The following is a 17,799-nucleotide window of genomic DNA, read 5'->3' as shown; positions in this document are numbered from 1 at the left end:
ACGCCAGTGCTGGACCCATGCGCGCTGGCAGCTACAAAAACGATAGCAATAGCGCCATGATCAGCAACCGCACCATTCCTTTACCCCACGGCACGACCCTGCAGTGCCGCGAAAGCGGCGCCACCGGGAGGCCCGTGCTGCTGTTCCTTCACGGGTTTCCCGAAGGCGCCTTCATCTGGGACGCCATGCTGTCGCACTTCGCGCAGCCCGAAAACGGCGGCTACCACTGCGTGGCCCCCTACCTGCGCGGGTTCGGCGAATCGAGCAGTCCCACTGCGGTGGATGCGTACCGCGCCAAGCACCTGGTACAGGACCTTGGCGCACTCATCGACACCATCAGCCCCGGCCAGCCACTCGAATGCCTGGTGGCCCACGACTGGGGTGGCGCCGTGGCCTGGAATCTGGCCAACCAGCAGCCGCAGCGGATGAAGCGCCTGGCCATCGTCAACTCCCCCCATCCCGGCACCTTTCTGCGCGAACTGCAGCACAACGCCGCGCAACAGGCCAGCAGCCAGTACATGCATTTCCTGTGCAGGCCGGATGCCGAAGCCCTGCTGGCCGAGAATGATTTCGCGCGCCTGTTCGCGTTTTTTGACAACCCCGAAGGCCGGGCGCCGCAGTGGCTGACCGACGAGGTGCGCGCGCAGTACCGCGCGCTGTGGCAGCAGGGCCTGACCGGCGCCTGCAACTACTACCGCGCAAGCCCGCTGCGCCCGCCGCGAGGGGACGACAACGCCATCGCCGGCATCACCTTGCCCGACAGCATGCTCAGCGTGTCGGTGCCCACCCTGGTGGTCTGGGCGATGGACGATCCCGCCCTGCTGCCCGGACTGCTCGATGGCCTGCCGGGCTGGATTCCACAATTGCAGATCGACAGGGTCGAAGGCGCATCGCACTGGGTCGTGAATGAGCAACCGGATCGGGTGGCGAGCGCGCTCGCGGGCTTTCTGCGCGGGAGCGGAGCCCCCGCTTCGCTTCAATAGATCGAAGGCTCGCCCTCAGGGCGGGTCTTGAAGCGCTTGTGCACCCAGTAGTACTGCCCCGGCGTCACATCGATGTACGACTGCAGGTGCTGGTTCATCAGCGCCGTGTCGGCCTCGGCGTCGTCCGTCGGATAGCCAGGCCAGGCGGGTGAGAGCTCGGCCACATAGCCCGTGGGCGTGATGCGCGTGACCATGGAGATCACCTTGGCGCGCCCCAGCCGGGCGAAGCGCGACAGCGAAGGCACCGTGGCCGCCGTCACGCCGTAGAAAGGCACGAACAGCGAGTCGTTGCGCCCGAAATCCATGTCGGGCAGCAGGTACAGCAGGCCGCCCTTGCGCAGCCCGCTCAGGATGGGTTTGACGCCATCGCCCCGGTTGAGCATGCGCACATTGCCAAAGCGCTGGCGCCCATTGCGGATCCAGACGTCGACCGCCGGATCGGGCTGGGGCGTGAAGATGGAGGTGAAGGCCCGGTCGGTGTGCAAGGTGAGGGCGGAGCCCCCTGCGTCCATGCCGTAGAAGTGCGGCGCGAAGATGATGGTGGGCGTGTCGCCCAGCAGCTCGTCCAGCGCGCCTTGCAGCTTCACACGGTCGAGCACCACCTCGCGCGGGGCGAACCACAGCCAGCTGCGGTCCAGCCAGGTCTGGCAGAAGCCCACGAAGCTTTCGCGCGCCCACTGGCGCCGCTGGGCCTCGGTGGCATCGGGAAAGCACAGCGCCAGATTGCGCAGCGCCACCTTGCGCCGCGGCGCCGCGAGCAGGTACAGCGCCTGGCCGATCAGCCAGCCCATGCCCCGCAGCACGCGCAGCGGCAGCAAGGCCAGCAGGCGCATGAACAACACCCCCAGGCGCCCGGTCATGCGGCACCTCCGGCAGGCGTTGCAGCAGTGGCAGCGGCTTCCACCCGGGGCTGCTTGTAGCGGCCATAGCCCCAGAGGTACTGGCCCGGGGATTGTCGTATCAGATGTTCCATGGCCTGGTTGATCTGCAGCAGTGCTGCGTCAGCGTCCTGCGCCAACGGGGCGGCGGGCAGGGGTTCAAAATGCACCACGTAGCCACGGCCCCAGGACAGGCGCTCGCAGCGCGCCAGGACGACCACCGCGCCCGTCTGGTGCGCCAGGCGCACGGCCAGCGTCATCGTGTAGGCGTCCTTGCCGAAGAAAGGGCTCCACTGGCCCTGGCCCTGTGGCGGCACCTGGTCGGGCAGCAGGCCCACGGCCTCGCCCCGGCGCAGCGCCTTGATCATCTGGCGCACGCCCGAGAGGTTGGTGGGCACGGCCTGCATGCCGGGCCGATTGCGAGCCGTCTCCATCACCTTGGCCAGCCAGGGCTGGCGCGCAGGGCGGTAGAGCACGGTGATGGGGCCGTGATCGGCACTCCAGCGCTGGGCGGCCGCCTGGGCCGAGAACTCGAAGCAGCCCAGGTGGGGCGTGAGGTACAGGATGCCGCGGCCCTGGGCATAGGCCGCCTCCACGCAGGCCCCGCCCTCGATGCGAAACGGCAGCGGCGCCCCCAGCCACAGGCGCGGCAACTCGGCCACCATGCGGCCCGCATGGCCCACGGCAGCGCTCACCTCGCCAAAGCGATAGCCGGCCCGCGCCGCATTGGCGCGAAAGCGCCCCCGGTAGGTCGCAGAGGCCAGAAAGGCCACCCAGCCCATGGCTGCGCCCAGGCCGTGGAGCAACCACAGTGGAAACACGGAAAAGAGACGGAACAAAGATGGCATTAAAATGACGGGGTCGCTGAGTTAAATGAGCAACTTGCAGGGCGACGTTAAATAAATCTGCTAAAGCGTTCGCCAAAGCTCCTTCGGGGTGAGGGCAACGCCCCAAATGCCGGAACACAGGAGTTTATTCAAATGGCGAACGATTTTCTTTTTACCTCGGAATCCGTCTCCGAAGGCCATCCCGACAAGGTGGCTGACCAGATCTCGGACGCGATCCTCGATGCGATCTTCAAGCAGGACCCCCGCAGCCGCGTCGCCGCCGAAACGCTGACCAACACCGGCCTGGTGGTGCTCGCAGGTGAAATCACCACCAACGCCCACGTGGACTACATCCAGGTGGCACGCGACACCATCAAGCGCATCGGCTACGACAACACCGACTACGGCATCGACTACAAGGGCTGCGCCGTGCTCGTGGCCTATGACAAGCAATCGAACGACATCGCCCAGGGCGTGGACCAGGCCAGCGACGACCACCTGAACACCGGCGCCGGCGACCAGGGCCTGATGTTCGGCTACGCCTGCGACGAAACGCCCGAGCTGATGCCCGCGCCCATCTACTACGCGCACCGCCTCGTGGAGCGCCAGGCCCAGTTGCGCAAGGACGGGCGCCTGCCCTTCCTGCGCCCCGATGCCAAGAGCCAGGTCACCATGCGCTATGTGGACGGCAAGCCCCACAGCATCGACACCGTGGTGCTCTCCACCCAGCACCACCCCGACCAGAGCGAAACCGCCAAGACGATGAAAGCCAGCTTCATCGAGGCCGTGATCGAAGAGATCATCAAGCCCGTGCTGCCCAGCGAGTGGCTCAAGGACACCAAATACCTGATCAACCCCACCGGCCGCTTCGTCATCGGCGGCCCGCAAGGCGACTGCGGGCTGACCGGCCGCAAGATCATTGTCGACACCTACGGCGGTGCCTGCCCCCACGGCGGCGGTGCCTTCAGCGGCAAGGACCCAACGAAGGTAGACCGCTCGGCCGCCTACGCCGCCCGCTACGTGGCCAAGAACATCGTCGCCGCCGGCCTGGCGCGCCAGTGCCAGATCCAGGTGGCCTACGCCATCGGCGTGGCACGCCCCATGAACGTGACCGTCTACACCGAAGGCACGGGCGTGATCCCCGACGACAAGATCGCCGCACTGGTGCAGGAACACTTCGACCTGCGCCCCAAGGGCATCATCCAGATGCTGGACCTGCTGCGCCCGATCTACGAAAAGACCGCCGCGTACGGCCACTTCGGCCGCGAAGAACCCGAGTTCACCTGGGAGAAGACCGACAAAGCTGCTGCGCTTCGCGCAGCAGCCGGGCTGTAAGCCCGCCACGCGAATAGCGCGGTTTTCGGTCTTCGGGCGAAGTTCATATCGCGTAAGCGATGTGAACGCAGACCAAAGTACGGACAAAGCTGCAGCACTGCGTGCTGCAGCCGGGCTGTAAGCCCGCCGCTCCCCCTCTTCGGGAAACTTCTGTAAAACAAGGCCGCAGCGTTCACCGCGCTGCGGCTTTGTCGTTTCCGGGCCCGCGCTCCATCGGATCGGCGCTCTCCTACACCCACACTCCGCACCTGCCGACGCTCCTCGCACGCCCACCCCGGTATCTTTCACTCACACCCATTCGCAGCAGATGCTGCCCCACTGCAAGGAACCAACATGCTCAAGTACGCCATCATTTTTGCCCTGATCTCGCTGGTCGCCGGTGCACTGGGCTTCACCGGCGTGGCGGCGGGCACGGCAGGCATTGCCAAGATCCTGTTCGTGCTGTTCCTGGTGTTGGCGGTGATTTTCGTGGTCCTGGCGGCCATCGGTGTCGGCGCGGCCCGCAAGGCCCTCAAGTAAGCCGCCCAGCCTGCAACACTCATCGCCAAGGATCCCCATGAGCCAACAGAATATCTTCGAAGCCCTGCGCGAAAGCCACGAACTGCAGCGCGACCTGTACCGCCGCCTGACCGAAACCAGTGGCGATAATCCTGAGCGGCAGGAGCTGTTCACGCAGCTCAAGACCGAGCTGGCTGCGCACGAGCTGGCGGAGGACCGGAATTTCTATGCGCCGCTGATGCAGCTCGACGCCGGCATGGACCTGTCGCGCCACGCGATTTCGGAGCACCACCAGATCGATGAGCTGGTGGAATCACTGGAAAAGGCCGATCCTGCCACCCCTGCCTGGCTTCCCCTCGCGAAAAAGCTCGCCGAAAAGGTGGAACACCATCTCCAGGAAGAGGAACACCGCTTCTTCCAGATGGCCGGCAAGCTGCTGACCGAAAAGCAGAAGACATCCCTGGCCGGCGACTACCTGACCGACTACGACGAAGCCAAGGCAGCCACGGCCTGATCGTTCCGTGGCGTTGCAGGCGGCAGGCTCAGACCGCGTCCTTGGCCTGCACCACGCAGTTGCGGCCGCTGGACTTGGCCACGTACAGGGCCGTGTCGGCGCGCTTGATCAGTGCATGCGCATCCTCCACTTGGTTCCAGGTGGCCACACCGAAGCTTGCGCTCACATGGCCCACCGCATCGAATGGCACGGTGGCGATGCGCGCGCGCACGGCTTCGGCCATGGCCATGGCGGCGTCGACCGGCGTCTCTTTGAGCAGCAGGATGAACTCTTCGCCACCGAAGCGCGCCGCGCAATCGGACGAGCGCAGCAGCTCGCGCACCCGCAAGGCCGTGGCCTTGAGCACCACGTCGCCCGAATCGTGGCCGAAGGTGTCATTGATGCGCTTGAAAAAGTCGATGTCGAACATCACCACCGACAGGCTGCTCTTCTTGATGCGCGTGTCGGCCATCTCGGCCTCCAGCCGTTCGAAGAATTTGCGGCGGTTCACCAGATCGGTCAGGAAATCCTTGGTGGCCAGGTCTTCGAGCTTGCGGTTCAGCCGCGCCATGGGTTCGATCACCAGCGACGACAGCGACAGGTTCAATATCGCGAACAGCAGCAAAAAGCTGCCCGCCAGCGCCGTCATCACCGTGTTGAAGGTCGTGCGCGCCTTCTCAAGCGGGTAGAACATGGGCACCCGCACCACCTGGATGCCGATGGTTTCGTTCATCTGCCAGCCAAAGCCGTTCTTGTCGCCGTAGATCTTGAGCATGGTCGGGGGCGCAGCGGCGGGCGTGCTGTGGCAGGCCAGGCATTGGGGCTGCTTGATCGTGATCGGGCGGGCCACGTAGAGCGTGCGGTGCATGCCCTCGCCGACCTCACCGGTCACTTCCTTCTTGAGATCGGCCCGGCCTTCGCGGAAGTCCTTGATGATGCGCTCCTCCCACTCGTTGGCACGGTCGCGCAGGTTGGTGGGGTTGAGCACCGCTTCCTTGTACTCATAGCCCGGAAAGCGGTTCTGCAGCCGGCGCAGCGTTTCGGTGGCGGCAAAGGCCGGCACCGTCTGCGGCAGGAACTGCTCGGCCAGCGTCACATCGAGGTGCGGCTTGACCAGTTCGGTCGTGTAGTCGCGGATGGCCATGGCGGCGTGCATCATGAGCTGCGAGTTGTGCTGCACCTCTTCGATGGCCGTCTTCTGCAGAAAGCGGTGCACGTACAGGCCCGTGCCTGCCGCCGCCACCAGCAGCACGCAGGCCAGCACCAGATTGAATTTGAGCCGCAATGACATGGATAACCCTCGTAGCCGACTGTAGCCAGCATGTGTGACGGATGGCAAGCAAGCTTTGGCAGCCCGCGGCGCACCCCATCGTGGTGGTGTCGTGCCCATCCCAGGACCCAAAGACCCATTGCAACAAGACACAAAGTTTTCGTTTGTGCCAGATTTTGCACGCCCGGTCCAATGAAATTCGCCCAGGGGCGCGCCGGGTGGAACTCCCTCTCCACCCTGGGGCGCGATCCGGTCATCCGGCCACGCATCCACCATTGGCTTCGAATAACTTAGTTGCACAGTTGAATTAACTGATTTACACTGGCGCCACCGACAGACAAGGACAAGAACCATGGCACACACCACCCAGCTTCTGGTGATCGACCCGCAAAACGATTTCTGCGACCTGCCCGCTGCCTGGCAACCCGCCGACCCGGTAACCGGCATGCGCACCGCCCCCTCGCTGCCGGTCGCGGGGGCCCATGCCGACATGCAGCGCACGGCCGCCTTCGTCCGTGCCTGCGGTGCACTGCTCGACGGCATCACCGTCACCCTCGATTCACACCAGCAGTTCGACATCGCCCACCCCGGCTACTGGCAGCAGATGGATGGGCGGGCCGTGGCGGCCTTCACACCCATCACCGCCGCCCAGGTACGCGCCGGCGCCTTCGCACCCCGCAACGCGGCCCTGCTCCCTCGCACCCTGCAGTACCTGGACGCGCTCGAACGGCAAGGCCGCTATACCCACATGGTGTGGCCCGTGCACTGCGAGATCGGCAGTTGGGGCCATGGCGTGCATGCCGAAGTGCTGGCCGCCTGCGGCGAGTGGCAGCTGCAACGCCAGCGCGCGGTGCGTAACGTCTTCAAGGGCACCAATCCCTTCACCGAGCACTACAGCGCCATCCAAGCCGAGGTGCCCGATGCGAGCGACCCGGACACGGCCCTGAACAGCCGCCTGCTTGCAGCGCTGGGCACTGCCGACCGGCTGCTCATCGCCGGCGAGGCCAGCAGCCACTGCGTGCGCGCCACCACCGAACACATCGTGCAGCACCTGCCTCAGCTGCAGCCGGGCTGGACGCCCGCGCGCATCACCCTCCTGACCGACTGCATGAGCCCCGTGGGCGGCTTCGAGGCGCAGCACACGGCTTTTCTCGATGCCATGCGCGCCCAGGGCGTGCGGCTGGCGCAGAGCACCGACGCCCTTTAGACCCCAGCGACCCCATTCACGAGGAACCACCATGAGCCACGTCATCCAAAGCCTGCTCGATACCGATCTCTACAAGTTCACCATGTGGCAGGCCCTGCTGCACGGCCACCCGCAGACGCAGAGCGAGTACCGCTTCGTCTGCCGCAACCAGAGCGCCTACCCGCTCACCGACCTGCTGGACGAGGTGAACGCCGAGCTCGACCACCTGTGCACGCTGCGCTTTGCGCCCGACGAACTGGCCTATGTGGGTGGGCTGCGCTACATCAAGAGCGATTTCATCGACTTTTTGCGCATCTTCCAGTTCCAGCGCAACTTCATCGAGGCCTCTGCAGTGAACGGCCAACTGCACATCGTGGCCCGCGGCCCGCAGGTGCACGTGATGGGCTTCGAGATCTTCGTGCTGGCCATCGTCAACGAGCTGTACTTCCGCCGCTTCGACCCGGCCTCGGCGCTGGCCGAAGGGCGCCGCCGCCTGGCCGCCAAGGTGCAGACACTCAAGGACCTGGCCCAGCAAGCCACGCTGCGCCACCCTTTCGAGCTGTTCGACTTCGGCCTGCGCCGGCGCTACAGCGGCGCCTGGCAGCGCGAGGTGGTGCAGACGTTTGCAAGAGAAACACCGCAGTGGTTCAAGGGCACGTCCAACGTGCTGCTGGCGCGCGACCTCGGCCTGGTGCCCATCGGCACCATGGCCCACGAGTACCTGCAGACCTACCAGGCCCTGGGCGTGCGGCTGCGCGACTTTCAGAACACCGCGCTGGAAGAGTGGGTGCAGGAGTACCGGGGCGACCTCGGTATCGCCTTGACCGACACCGTGGGCATGGACGCCTTCCTGGCCGACTTCGATCTGTACTTCGCCAAGCTGTTCGATGGCCTGCGCCACGACTCGGGCGACCCGGTGGCCTGGGGCGAGAAGGCGCTGGCGCACTATGCGCGGCTGCGCATCGATGCGCACACCAAGCGGCTGGTGTTCTCGGACGGCCTGAACCTGGAGCGTGCCCTCATGCTCTACCGCCATTTCGGCGACCGCACGCAGTTGGGCTTCGGCATCGGCACCAACCTCACCAACGACATGGGGCAGACGCCACTGAACATCGTGATGAAGCTCACGCGCGCCAACGGCCAGCCCGTGGCCAAGCTGTCGGACACGCCCGGCAAGACCCTGTGCGACGATGAGACCTTTCTGGCCTACCTGCGCCAAGTATTCAATGTCAAGGGATGAGCGACTGAGAAAACTCTCCTGGCGTCGTTGTTCCGTCTTGCCGTACTTTCAGTACTGTCTGCGACGAAACGCCTAGCCAGGACCGCTTCGCTGAGTTTTTCAGCGCTCTGCAAGCACATAGATTCGCCACAAGGAAAAGCACGCATGCTCCGCATCACCCTTGCCCAACTCAACTTCACCGTCGGCGACATCGAAGGCAATGTCGCGCGCATGGTGGCCGCCGCGCGCCAGGCCGCCAGCGAGCAGGCCGATCTGGCTGTCTTCACCGAACTCGCGCTGTGCGGCTACTACCCGAGCGACATGCTCGAGGAAAGCGCCTTTCAGCAGCGCGTGGCCGCCGGGCTGGCCGCGCTGCAGCAGGCATCGGCCGAGCTGCCCGGCCTGCACTGGGTGGTGGGCGCGCCCACGCCCGCGCAAGGGCCCGGCAAGCGGCTGCACAACAGCCTGCTGGTGCTGCAAGCCGGCGAGGTGCGCCTGCGCTATGCCAAGCAGCTCCTGCCCACCTACAACATCTTCGACGAGCGCCGCCATTTCGAGCCCGGGCCCGACGTGGCCAAGGTGCTGCGCATCGGCAATGCCCAGGTGGGCCTCTTGATCTGCGAGGACGGCTGGAACGACAGCGGCGCCGACTACGCGACCAACCCCTTCGACCGCATGCGCGACGCTGCCCCCGACCTGGTGGTGAGCATCAATGCCAGCCCCAGCCACATCGCCAAACGCGAGCAGCGCCACCAGATCTTCGGCGACGCCTCGCGCCGCAACGGCCTGCCCATCCTGTACGTGAACCAGATCGGTGGGCACGACCAGATTGTGTTCGACGGCGCCTCGTTCGCGGTGGAGCCCGAGGCCGGCATCGTCTTTGAGGCCCGGCGCTTCGTGGAAGACGTGTGCACCCTGCAGTTCGACAACGGCCGCTTTTCCACCGCCGAAGGTGAGACGCCCGAACCCGTGCCCGCGCAAGGCCTGCCCACCATGGAGTTCTACCGCCAGCAGATCGTGCTGGGCCTGGCGGACTATGCGCGGCGCTGCGGCTTCAAGCAGGTGGTAGTGGGCAGCTCGGGCGGCATCGACAGCGCGCTGACCCTGGCGCTGGCCGCCCAGGCGCTGGGGCCAGACAACGTGGTGGGCATCACCATGCCCTCGCGCTTTTCATCGAGCGGCTCGGTGGACGACTCGGTGGCCCTGTGCCGCAACCTGGGCGTGCAGTTGCTCACCCACCCCATCGCCGACCTGGTGGCGGTCTATGCGCAGCAGTTCGAGGCGAGCTTCGGCCAGGTGCTGCAAGGACTGCCGCTGGAAAACCTGCAGGCCCGCATCCGCGGCACGGTGCTGATGGAGTATTCCAACGCCTTCGGCCACTTGCTGCTGACCACGGGCAACAAGTCCGAAATCTCGGTGGGCTACTGCACACTGTACGGCGACACCAACGGCGGCCTGGGGCTGATTGGCGACCTGTACAAGACGGAGGTCTTCGCCCTCTCGCGCCACATCAACGCGCATGCCGGCCGTGAGCTGATCCCCGAGGCCATCATCGACAAGGAGCCCTCGGCCGAGCTGGCCCCGAACCAGCGCGATGTGGACAGCCTGCCACCCTACCCGGTGCTCGACGAGGTTCTGAAGATGCTGATCGAAGGCGACCGTCTGGCACCTGCCGAGTACGATGCCGCCCGGGCCTTCGTACAGCAGCTCGAACAGGGTGACGACGGCCGCACGCTGGTGCAGCGCGTGCGCATGATGGTCGCCCGCAACGAGTACAAGCGCCGCCAGGCGCCGCCCATCGTGCGCGTGCGCGCACGCGCTTTCGGCAGCGGCCGGCAGATGCCGATCGCGGCCCGCTATGTCTGATCCAATACACCCCATGTACGACACCGCCCTCTATATCGGCCGCTTCGAGCCGGTCCACCAGGGCCACATGGCCCTTTTGCAGCGTGCGCTGGACAGCGCGCACCGGGTCATCGTGGTCATGGGCTCGGCCTGGCAGGCCCGCTCGCCCAAGAACCCCTTCACCGCGGCCGAACGCGAGCAGATGCTGCGCGAGGCCCTGCCCGAGGCCGACCGAACCCGCGTGCAGGTGCTGCCCGTGCGCGACTATTACAACGAGGCCGTGTGGGTACAGGCCGTGCGCGAGGGCGTGGCCCGCATCGCGCCCGAGGCAGGCCGCATCGGCCTGGTCGGCCACTTCAAGGACGCGACCAGCAGCTACCTGGGTGCCTTCCCGGGCTGGGAGCTGATCCACATGGAGCGCCAGGGCCGCATCGACGCCACGGCCATCCGCGACGCCTACTTCGGTGCCACGCCGACCACCGTGCGCACGGCACTCGACGACCTGCGCGGCGAGATGCCCGCGAGCACGCTGGCCTTTCTCGAACGCTTTGCACAGACGCCGCACTTCGCGGCCCTGCAGGAAGAATGGCGCATGCTGCGCCGCTACCGCGAGGCCTGGTCCGCAGCACCCTACCCGCCCGTGTTCGTGACGGTCGACGCCGTGCTGCGCTGCCAGGACCATGTGCTGTTGATCCGCCGCGCCCATGCGCCCGGCAAGAGCCAACTGGCCGTGCCCGGCGGCTTCATCGAGCAGCGCGAGACGGTGTGGCAGTCCTGCCTGCGCGAGTTGGTGGAAGAAACCCACTGCAATCTGCCCGAGGCCACCATGCGTGCCGCGCTGCAGACCGTAGCCGTGTTCGACCACCCCGACCGCAGCCAGCGCGGGCGCACGCTCACGCATGCGCACTACTTCGATCTGGGCAAGGCCCCATTCCCCACCGTGCAGGCCGACGACGATGCCCAGCAGGTGCAGTGGACGCCGATTGCCGAGCTGGCGGGCATGGAAGAGGAATTCTTCGAAGACCACTTCCACATGCTGGACCACTTTCTGGGGCTGACCGGATCGGCCACGCAAACCGCATAGCGCCTGGAAGCGAAAAAGGCAGGGCGAGCCCTGCCTTTGGAGAGGCCCGACAGGGATCAAGCCACGCGGAACTGCCCCACGGTCTGCGCCAGCGCCACGGCCTGCTGGCTCAGCGACTGGGCGGCTGCCAAGGCCTCTTCGACCAGCGCGGCGTTCTGCTGCGTGCCCTGGTCCATCTGCGAGATGGCCTGGTTCACCTGGGCGATGCCCGCGCTCTGCTCGGCACTGGCAGCGCTGATTTCGGCCACCATGGTGGTCACGTTCTTCACGCCGTCGACCACCTCGCGCATGGTGGAGCCGGCCTGCTCGACGAGCTGGGTGCCCACACCGACCTTGGCCACGGAGTCGTCGATCAGGCCCTTGATCTCCTTGGCGGCAGCGGCGCTGCGCTGCGCCAGGCTGCGCACTTCGCTGGCTACCACGGCAAAGCCCCGGCCCTGTTCGCCTGCGCGTGCCGCTTCGACAGCCGCATTCAGGGCCAGGATGTTGGTCTGGAAAGCGATGCCGTCGATCACGCTGATGATGTCCACGATCTTGCGCGAGGACTGGTCGATGGAGCCCATGGTGCCCACCACCTGCTGCACCACGTCGCCACCACGCACGGCCATGTCGGAGGCGGCGCGCGCCAGCTCGTCGGCACGGCGCGCGTTGTTTGCATTCTGCTGCACGGTGGAGGTCAGCTGCTCCATCGATGCCGCAGTCTCCTGCAGGGCACTCGCCTGCGACTCGGTGCGGCCCGACAGGTCGCCGTTGCCGGCAGCGATCTCGGCCGAGGCGGTGTTGATCGAATCGGTGCTGTCGCGCACCTGGCGCACCAGGTGGGCCAGGTTGTCGCGCATGGCGCGGATGGCATGCAGGATGCTGGTCTGGTCGCCCGGCTGGGTAATCACCTCCACGGCCAGGTTGCCCTCGGCGATCTGCGTGACCACGTCGGCCGCGTACTGGGGCTCGCCGCCGAGCTGGTGCACCAGCGTGCGCAGCATCTGCCAGGCCATGAGCGCGATGACGAGCATCAGCACGGCGCCGATGGACAGCAGGATGGCCGTCTCGCGCCAGAAGGCGTGGTCGATGTCGTCGATGTAGTCGCCAAAGCCGATCGTCCAGTCCCACGGCTCGAACTTGATGACGGCGTAGAGCTTTTCCACCTCGTCCTTGGCACCTGGGCGCGTGCCCTTGGCGATCACGGTGCCGATGGTCTTGCCCTGCAGCGCCGCGCGGTAGCGCACGCCGGCTTCCTTGCCGCCCTTTTCATCGACGATGCCGATGCGCTTGGGGTTGGGATGCACGTAGTTCACGTCGTCGGTGAAGCCGCGGACGAAGAAGTACTTGTCCTTGTCGACGAAGCTGCCGATGTTGCGCTTGGCCTCCTTCTGCGCATCCTCCTTGGAGAGCGCCCCGCTTTTCTCCTGGTCATGGGCCTTTTGCGCCGCCGCATGGGCCAGCACCACCAGGTTGGACAGCTGCGCCGTGCGCTCCTTCATCATCGACTGGTACAGCGTGGTCAACGCCACGGCGGAGAGCACGACCAACCCTAGCAGGGTGGCCGCACACAGCCACAGGATTCGGGTTCGCAATTTCATGGGCGGGCTTTCTCTCTCAGGATACGGAACAAGACGTAACCAGAAGATACACCCGAGTTGCCCAATTTTTAATCAAAACCCGTGTTTGTCACGGTTTTGTCACATCTGAATGACGGGCGCAGCAGGCCGCAAAACCGCGTGTACAAACGCGGCGAGGCCAGGACAGCTTCTCAGGCTCAGCCAAAGCGCCAAATGTAAAACCCGCTCGGCGTGTCGCGCAGCCACAACGACGGCGAGGGTGGGCAGGCTCAGGTGCCTGCGCGCTCCAGCATGGCGTGCAGCAGCACATTGCAGCCCGCCGTGATGTGCTCGGGCTTGGCGTCCTCGATCTCGTTGTGGCTGATGCCGTCCTTGCAGGGGATGAAGACCATGCCGGCGGGCGCCAGGCGCGCCATGTAGACGGCGTCGTGCCCCGCGCCCGAAACGGCGGGCATGTTGGAGTAGCCCAGCTTGGCGGCAGCGCGCGCCACCGCGTCCACACAGTCGGCGTGGAACACCTGCGCCGGGTAGGCCGAAACCTGCTCGATCACGATCGGCAGGCCAGTGTCGGCGCTCAACTTAGCGGCCACGGCGCGGATGTCCTGGTCCATGCTCTCGCACAGCGCATCGGTGGCATTGCGCAGGTCGATGCTGAACTTGACCTGGCCCGGGATGACATTGCGGCTGTTGGGGTGCACGTGCACCATGCCCACCGTGCCGCGCCCGTGCGGCGGGTGGCGGTGGGCGCAGGCCACCACCTCCTGCATGAGGTGCGTGGCGACCTGCAGCGCATCCTTGCGCAGGGCCATGGGCGTCGGCCCGGCATGGGCCTCCATGCCGGTGACGGTGCAGTCGTACCAGCGGATGCCGAGCACGCCGGTCACCACGCCGATGGTCTTGTCGTGGTCCTCCAGCACCGGGCCCTGCTCGATGTGGGTCTCGAAGTACGCGCCGATGGGGTGGTCACCCGGCACCTGCTCGCCGATGTAGCCGATGCGTTCCAACTCTCCCTTGACGGTCTTGCCCTCGGTGTCGGTGGCGGCGTAGGCATGCTCCAGCGTGAAGGCCTTGGCGAACACGCCCGAGCCCATCATCACCGGCACGAAGCGCGAGCCTTCTTCGTTGGTCCAGAAGGCCACCTCGATCGGGGCCTCGGTCTCGATGCCGTGGTCGTTCAGGGTGCGCACCACCTCGATGCCGGCCAGCACCCCGTAGTTGCCGTCGAACTTGCCGCCCGTGGGCTGGGTGTCGATGTGGCTACCGGTCATGATGGGCGGCAGGCTGTTGTTGCGCCCGGGACGGCGCATGAAGCCGTTGCCGATCTGGTCGATGGTCACGCTCATGCCGGCCTCGCGCGCCCAGCGCGTGACCAGGTCCCGGCCCTGCTTGTCCAGGTCGGTCAGTGTCAGGCGGCACACGCCTCCCTTGGGCGTGGCGCCGATCTGGGCCAGCTCCATGAGTGAATCCCACAGGCGCTCGCCGTTGATGCGCAGGCTGTCGATGTCGGTCTTGACTTGGGTGTCCATGGTGTTCTCCGGAGTGCGGTTCTATCAGCGGGCGACCGCGGTGGGCGCCAGGTCCTGGGCGCGCTTTTGCACGGCCTGGAAGTTGGCGCCGAAGGCCGGGCGCTTGAGGTAGCGGCCCTGGCCCTGCTCGGCGCGCAGATCGCCGTTGGCGTACACCACGCGGCCCTGGCTCACGGTGTGGCTGGGGATGCCGCGCACGGTGCGGCCTTCGAAGATGTTGAAGTCGCCCTTGCTGTGCTGGGTCTTGGCCGAGAAGGTCTTGGTGCCCTCGGGGTCCCACAGCACCAGGTCGGCGTCGGCACCCTCGCCGATGAAGCCCTTGCGCGGGTAGATGTTGAACAGCTTGGCCGCATTGGCCGAGGTGATGGCCACAAACTCGCTGGGCGTGAGGCGCCCGGTGTTCACACCGCCATCCCAGATGGCGGCCATGCGCTCTTCCACACCGCCCGTGCCGTTGGGGATCTTGGCGAAACTTTCCTTGCCCATGGCCTTCTGCGCGGCGCAGAAGGTGCAGTGGTCCGTCGCCGTGGTATGCAACTGGCCCGACTGCAGGCCGCGCCACAGCGCCTCCTGGTGGCCCTTGGGGCGAAAGGGCGGGCTCATCACGTAGGCGGCGGCCTTGGCAAAGTCGGGGTCGCGGTACACGCTGTCGTCGATCAACAGATGGCCGGCCAGCACCTCGCCGTACACCCGCTGGCCGCGCGCGCGGGCACGGGCAATGGCGTCGGCCGATTCCATGCAGCTCACATGCACCACATAGATCGGCACGCCCAGCACGTCGGCAATGGCGATGGCGCGATTCGCGGCCTCGGCCTCGACCATGGGCGGGCGCGACAGCGGGTGGCCCTCGGGGCCGGTGATGCCCATCTTGGCCACCTCCTGCTGCAACAGGTACACCAGCTCACCGTTCTCGGCATGCACCGTGGGCATGGCGCCCAGCTCCAGCGCGCGCTTGAAGCTGTTCACCAGGGTTTCGTCGTCGCACATGATGGCGTTCTTGTAGGCCATGAAGTGCTTGAAGCTGTTCACGCCCTCTTCCTGCACCAGCGTGCCCATGTCGGCGCGCACCTGCTCGCTCCACCAGGTGATGGCGACGTGGAAGCTGTAGTCGGCCGCCGATTTTTCGGCCCAGCCGCGCCACTTGCGGTAGGCGTCCATGATGGGCTCCTGCGGGTCGGGGATCACGAAGTCGATGATGCTCGTGGTGCCGCCCGCCAGGGCCGCCGCCGTGCCGGTGAAGAAGTCGTCCATGGTGACAGTGCCCATGAACGGCAGCTGCATGTGGGTGTGCGGGTCGATGCCGCCGGGCAGCACGTACTGGCCGCTGGCGTCCAGCACCTGCGCGCCCGCAGGCGCCTGCCCGGCCGCCCCCTCCCCGACGGCCACGATGCGGCCATCCACACACAGCACGTCTGCGCGCTGCTCGCGGTCTGCATTGACCACGGTGCCACCGCGGATCACAAGGGCTTGGCTCATGGGGTTCTCCTTCAGGGGTTGCAGGGGTGGCCAGCCTGCAGCCGGCCGCAAAGTCCGGCTGCAGGGCGGGTCATCATTTCTTCTTCGCGGTCAGGTAGTAGTAGGTGCCGGCGACGGCCAGGCTGAAGAACCAGCCAAAGTCGAACAGCGACTGCAGCAGGCCCGGGACGGAGCCCTTGTCGAGCACGCCCGACACCGCCAGGTAGCCCGGCAGGCAGGGCAGCACGCCCAGGAAGAACGCCACCAGCGCATGGATGTTCCAGCCGTTGCTGTACTCGTACTCGCCACCACGGCGGTACAGGTCGTCCACCTTGAGCTCGCCCTTGCGCACCAGGTAGTAGTCCACCAGCAGGATGCCGGCGATGGCGCCCAGCAGCGTGCCGTAGCCGCCCAGCCAGGTGAACAGGTAGCCGCCCGAGGTGGCCAGCAGCTTCCAGGGCATGAACAGGAGGCCGATGAGCGCGGCGATCATGCCGCCCATGCGAAAGCTGATCTTCGATGGCGCGATCTGGCTGAAGTCGTACGAGGGCGAGACCAGGTTGGCCGCGACGTTGGTGGTGAGGTTGGCCAGCAGGATGACCAGCAGGCCGATGCCGGCGGCCAGGCTGCCCATCTGGGTGAGCAGTCCGTCAGGGAACAGCTGCGCCTTGCCGTAGAGGATGGCCGAGGCCGAGAAACCGATGACACCGACCATGGAGAACAACGCCATGGGAATGGGCAGGCCGATGGCCTGGCCGATGACCTGGTCCTTCTGCGAACGCGCAAAGCGTGTGAAGTCGGGAATGTTCAGCGCCAGCGTGGCCCAGAAGCCCACCAGCCCGGTCAGCGCCGCCCAGGTCTTGGGCCCGCCCTCCACCACCTTGGCGGGCAGGTTGAACAGCTGGCCAGCGGGCACCTTCATCATCAGCACCACGACCAGCAGCACCGAGGCGCCGACCATCAGCGGCGCAGCGATCACCTCCAGCAGGCGGATGGATTCCGGCCCCTTCCAGATGAACCAGAGGTGCACCGCCCAGAACGCCAAGAAGCACATGAACTGCGAGGTGCTGATGGTCTGCCCGTCGGCCGGCCCCGCGAGCCCCATGCCCAGGATGTTCAGGAAGCCGTGCAGCGCCAGTGCGCCGAAATAGCAGTTGATGGAGAACCAGCCGCAGGCCACCAGCCCGCGCAGCACGGCCGGCAGGTTGGCGCCCTTGACGCCGAAAGAGGCGCGCGCCAGCACCGGGAACGGCACGCCGTAGCGCGGCCCGACGCGGCCGATGAGCACCATGGGAATCAGCACGATGCAGTTGGCCAAAAACACCAGCCACACCGCCATCTGCCAGGTGAAACCCTGGTCCAGCATGGAACTGGCCATGGTGTAAGTGGGTACGCAGACCACCATGCCCACCCACAGGGCGGCATAGTCCTTCCACGCCCAGTGGCGCTGCGCCGGGGTGGTAGGGAGCAGATCTTCGTTGGCGAGCGAATTGGATGCTGCGCCGGGCAAATGCCCCGCCGCGTGGGCGGTGCTGCCGGTACTGTTGGTCATGCCTGTACTCCTGTGAAAGACTTCGTTGGGGTTGCACACAACCCGCTGTCTGGTTCGGCGCTCCGGTGCTGGCAGATGGCGGGCAGGAA

General features: G+C 66.2%; 15 protein-coding genes. 8 read left to right on the top strand and 7 right to left on the bottom strand.

The features are described from left to right. The first annotated feature begins 56 nt into the window (after positions 1–56). Positions 57–983 carry an alpha/beta fold hydrolase gene (locus tag QYL93_RS00920; RefSeq protein WP_305741905.1) on the top strand — a complete coding sequence of 309 codons (927 nt, stop codon included), beginning with the start codon at positions 57–59 and terminating at the stop codon, positions 981–983. On the opposite strand, the gene QYL93_RS00915 is transcribed toward QYL93_RS00920, so the two are convergent. Further along, the gene (locus tag QYL93_RS00915; protein ID WP_305741904.1) at positions 977–1,843 is read right to left on the bottom strand and encodes a lysophospholipid acyltransferase family protein; all 867 of its coding nucleotides are present in this window, start codon (positions 1,841–1,843) and stop codon (positions 977–979) included. The two genes, QYL93_RS00920 and QYL93_RS00915, sit on opposite strands and share 7 nt — an antisense overlap. After that, complete coding sequence (locus QYL93_RS00910) at positions 1,840–2,709, bottom strand: lysophospholipid acyltransferase family protein (RefSeq protein ID WP_305741903.1); 870 nt, start codon at positions 2,707–2,709, stop codon at positions 1,840–1,842. The genes QYL93_RS00915 and QYL93_RS00910 overlap by 4 nt, the downstream gene beginning before the upstream one ends. A 132-nt stretch (positions 2,710–2,841) precedes the next feature. Here QYL93_RS00910 and metK point away from each other — a divergent pair, with 132 nt between their 5' ends. The 3 genes from metK to QYL93_RS00895 all read left to right on the top strand — a co-directional run bounded on the left by metK (position 2,842) and on the right by QYL93_RS00895 (position 5,035). Continuing rightward, positions 2,842–4,023 (top strand): methionine adenosyltransferase, encoded by a 1,182-nt coding sequence (metK, locus tag QYL93_RS00905; protein WP_305741902.1) that lies wholly within the window; start codon positions 2,842–2,844, stop codon positions 4,021–4,023. Between the two features lie 333 nt (positions 4,024–4,356). After that, complete coding sequence (locus tag QYL93_RS00900; RefSeq protein ID WP_305741901.1) at positions 4,357–4,542, top strand: DUF1328 domain-containing protein; 186 nt, start codon at positions 4,357–4,359, stop codon at positions 4,540–4,542. Between the two features lie 37 nt (positions 4,543–4,579). Continuing rightward, the gene (locus tag QYL93_RS00895) at positions 4,580–5,035 is read left to right on the top strand and encodes a hemerythrin domain-containing protein (RefSeq protein WP_305741900.1); all 456 of its coding nucleotides are present in this window, start codon (positions 4,580–4,582) and stop codon (positions 5,033–5,035) included. A gap of 28 nt (positions 5,036–5,063) precedes the next feature. On the opposite strand, the gene QYL93_RS00890 is transcribed toward QYL93_RS00895, so the two are convergent. Next, the gene (locus QYL93_RS00890) at positions 5,064–6,305 is read right to left on the bottom strand and encodes a diguanylate cyclase (protein ID WP_305741899.1); all 1,242 of its coding nucleotides are present in this window, start codon (positions 6,303–6,305) and stop codon (positions 5,064–5,066) included. Between the two features lie 331 nt (positions 6,306–6,636). On the opposite strand from QYL93_RS00890, the gene QYL93_RS00885 reads away from it, so the two are divergent. The 4 genes from QYL93_RS00885 to QYL93_RS00870 all read left to right on the top strand — a co-directional run bounded on the left by QYL93_RS00885 (position 6,637) and on the right by QYL93_RS00870 (position 11,618). Next, entirely contained in the window at positions 6,637–7,491 is an 855-nt protein-coding gene (locus QYL93_RS00885; RefSeq protein WP_305741898.1) for a cysteine hydrolase, read from the top strand. 31 nt (positions 7,492–7,522) lie between these two features. Further along, positions 7,523–8,710, top strand: a complete 1,188-nt coding sequence (pncB, locus tag QYL93_RS00880; protein ID WP_305741897.1) for a nicotinate phosphoribosyltransferase — start codon at positions 7,523–7,525, stop codon at positions 8,708–8,710. 144 nt (positions 8,711–8,854) lie between these two features. Further along, the gene (locus QYL93_RS00875; protein WP_305741896.1) at positions 8,855–10,555 is read left to right on the top strand and encodes an NAD+ synthase; all 1,701 of its coding nucleotides are present in this window, start codon (positions 8,855–8,857) and stop codon (positions 10,553–10,555) included. A gap of 13 nt (positions 10,556–10,568) precedes the next feature. Then, the gene (locus QYL93_RS00870) at positions 10,569–11,618 is read left to right on the top strand and encodes a bifunctional nicotinamide-nucleotide adenylyltransferase/Nudix hydroxylase (RefSeq protein ID WP_305741895.1); all 1,050 of its coding nucleotides are present in this window, start codon (positions 10,569–10,571) and stop codon (positions 11,616–11,618) included. Between the two features lie 56 nt (positions 11,619–11,674). Here the strand turns inward: QYL93_RS00870 and QYL93_RS00865 are convergent, their stop codons facing one another. The 4 genes from QYL93_RS00865 to QYL93_RS00850 form a co-directional block, all read right to left on the bottom strand. After that, the gene (locus QYL93_RS00865; RefSeq protein ID WP_305741894.1) at positions 11,675–13,198 is read right to left on the bottom strand and encodes a methyl-accepting chemotaxis protein; all 1,524 of its coding nucleotides are present in this window, start codon (positions 13,196–13,198) and stop codon (positions 11,675–11,677) included. Between the two features lie 248 nt (positions 13,199–13,446). Continuing rightward, positions 13,447–14,703: a Zn-dependent hydrolase gene (locus tag QYL93_RS00860; RefSeq protein WP_305741893.1), complete on the bottom strand. Its 1,257-nt coding sequence runs from the start codon at positions 14,701–14,703 to the stop codon at positions 13,447–13,449. 24 nt (positions 14,704–14,727) lie between these two features. Next, complete coding sequence (gene hydA / locus QYL93_RS00855) at positions 14,728–16,179, bottom strand: dihydropyrimidinase (RefSeq protein WP_305741892.1); 1,452 nt, start codon at positions 16,177–16,179, stop codon at positions 14,728–14,730. A 73-nt stretch (positions 16,180–16,252) separates the two neighbouring features. Beyond that, positions 16,253–17,710: an NCS1 family nucleobase:cation symporter-1 gene (locus QYL93_RS00850; RefSeq protein ID WP_305741891.1), complete on the bottom strand. Its 1,458-nt coding sequence runs from the start codon at positions 17,708–17,710 to the stop codon at positions 16,253–16,255. Positions 17,711–17,799 lie beyond the last annotated feature (89 nt).

The organism is Acidovorax sp. A1169 (assembly GCF_030704685.1).
In the GTDB taxonomy this organism is placed as follows: Bacteria; Pseudomonadota; Gammaproteobacteria; order Burkholderiales; family Burkholderiaceae_C; genus Acidovorax.
Note: the sequence above shows the minus strand (reverse complement) of the source record. Positions and strands in the feature narration are given on the sequence as shown.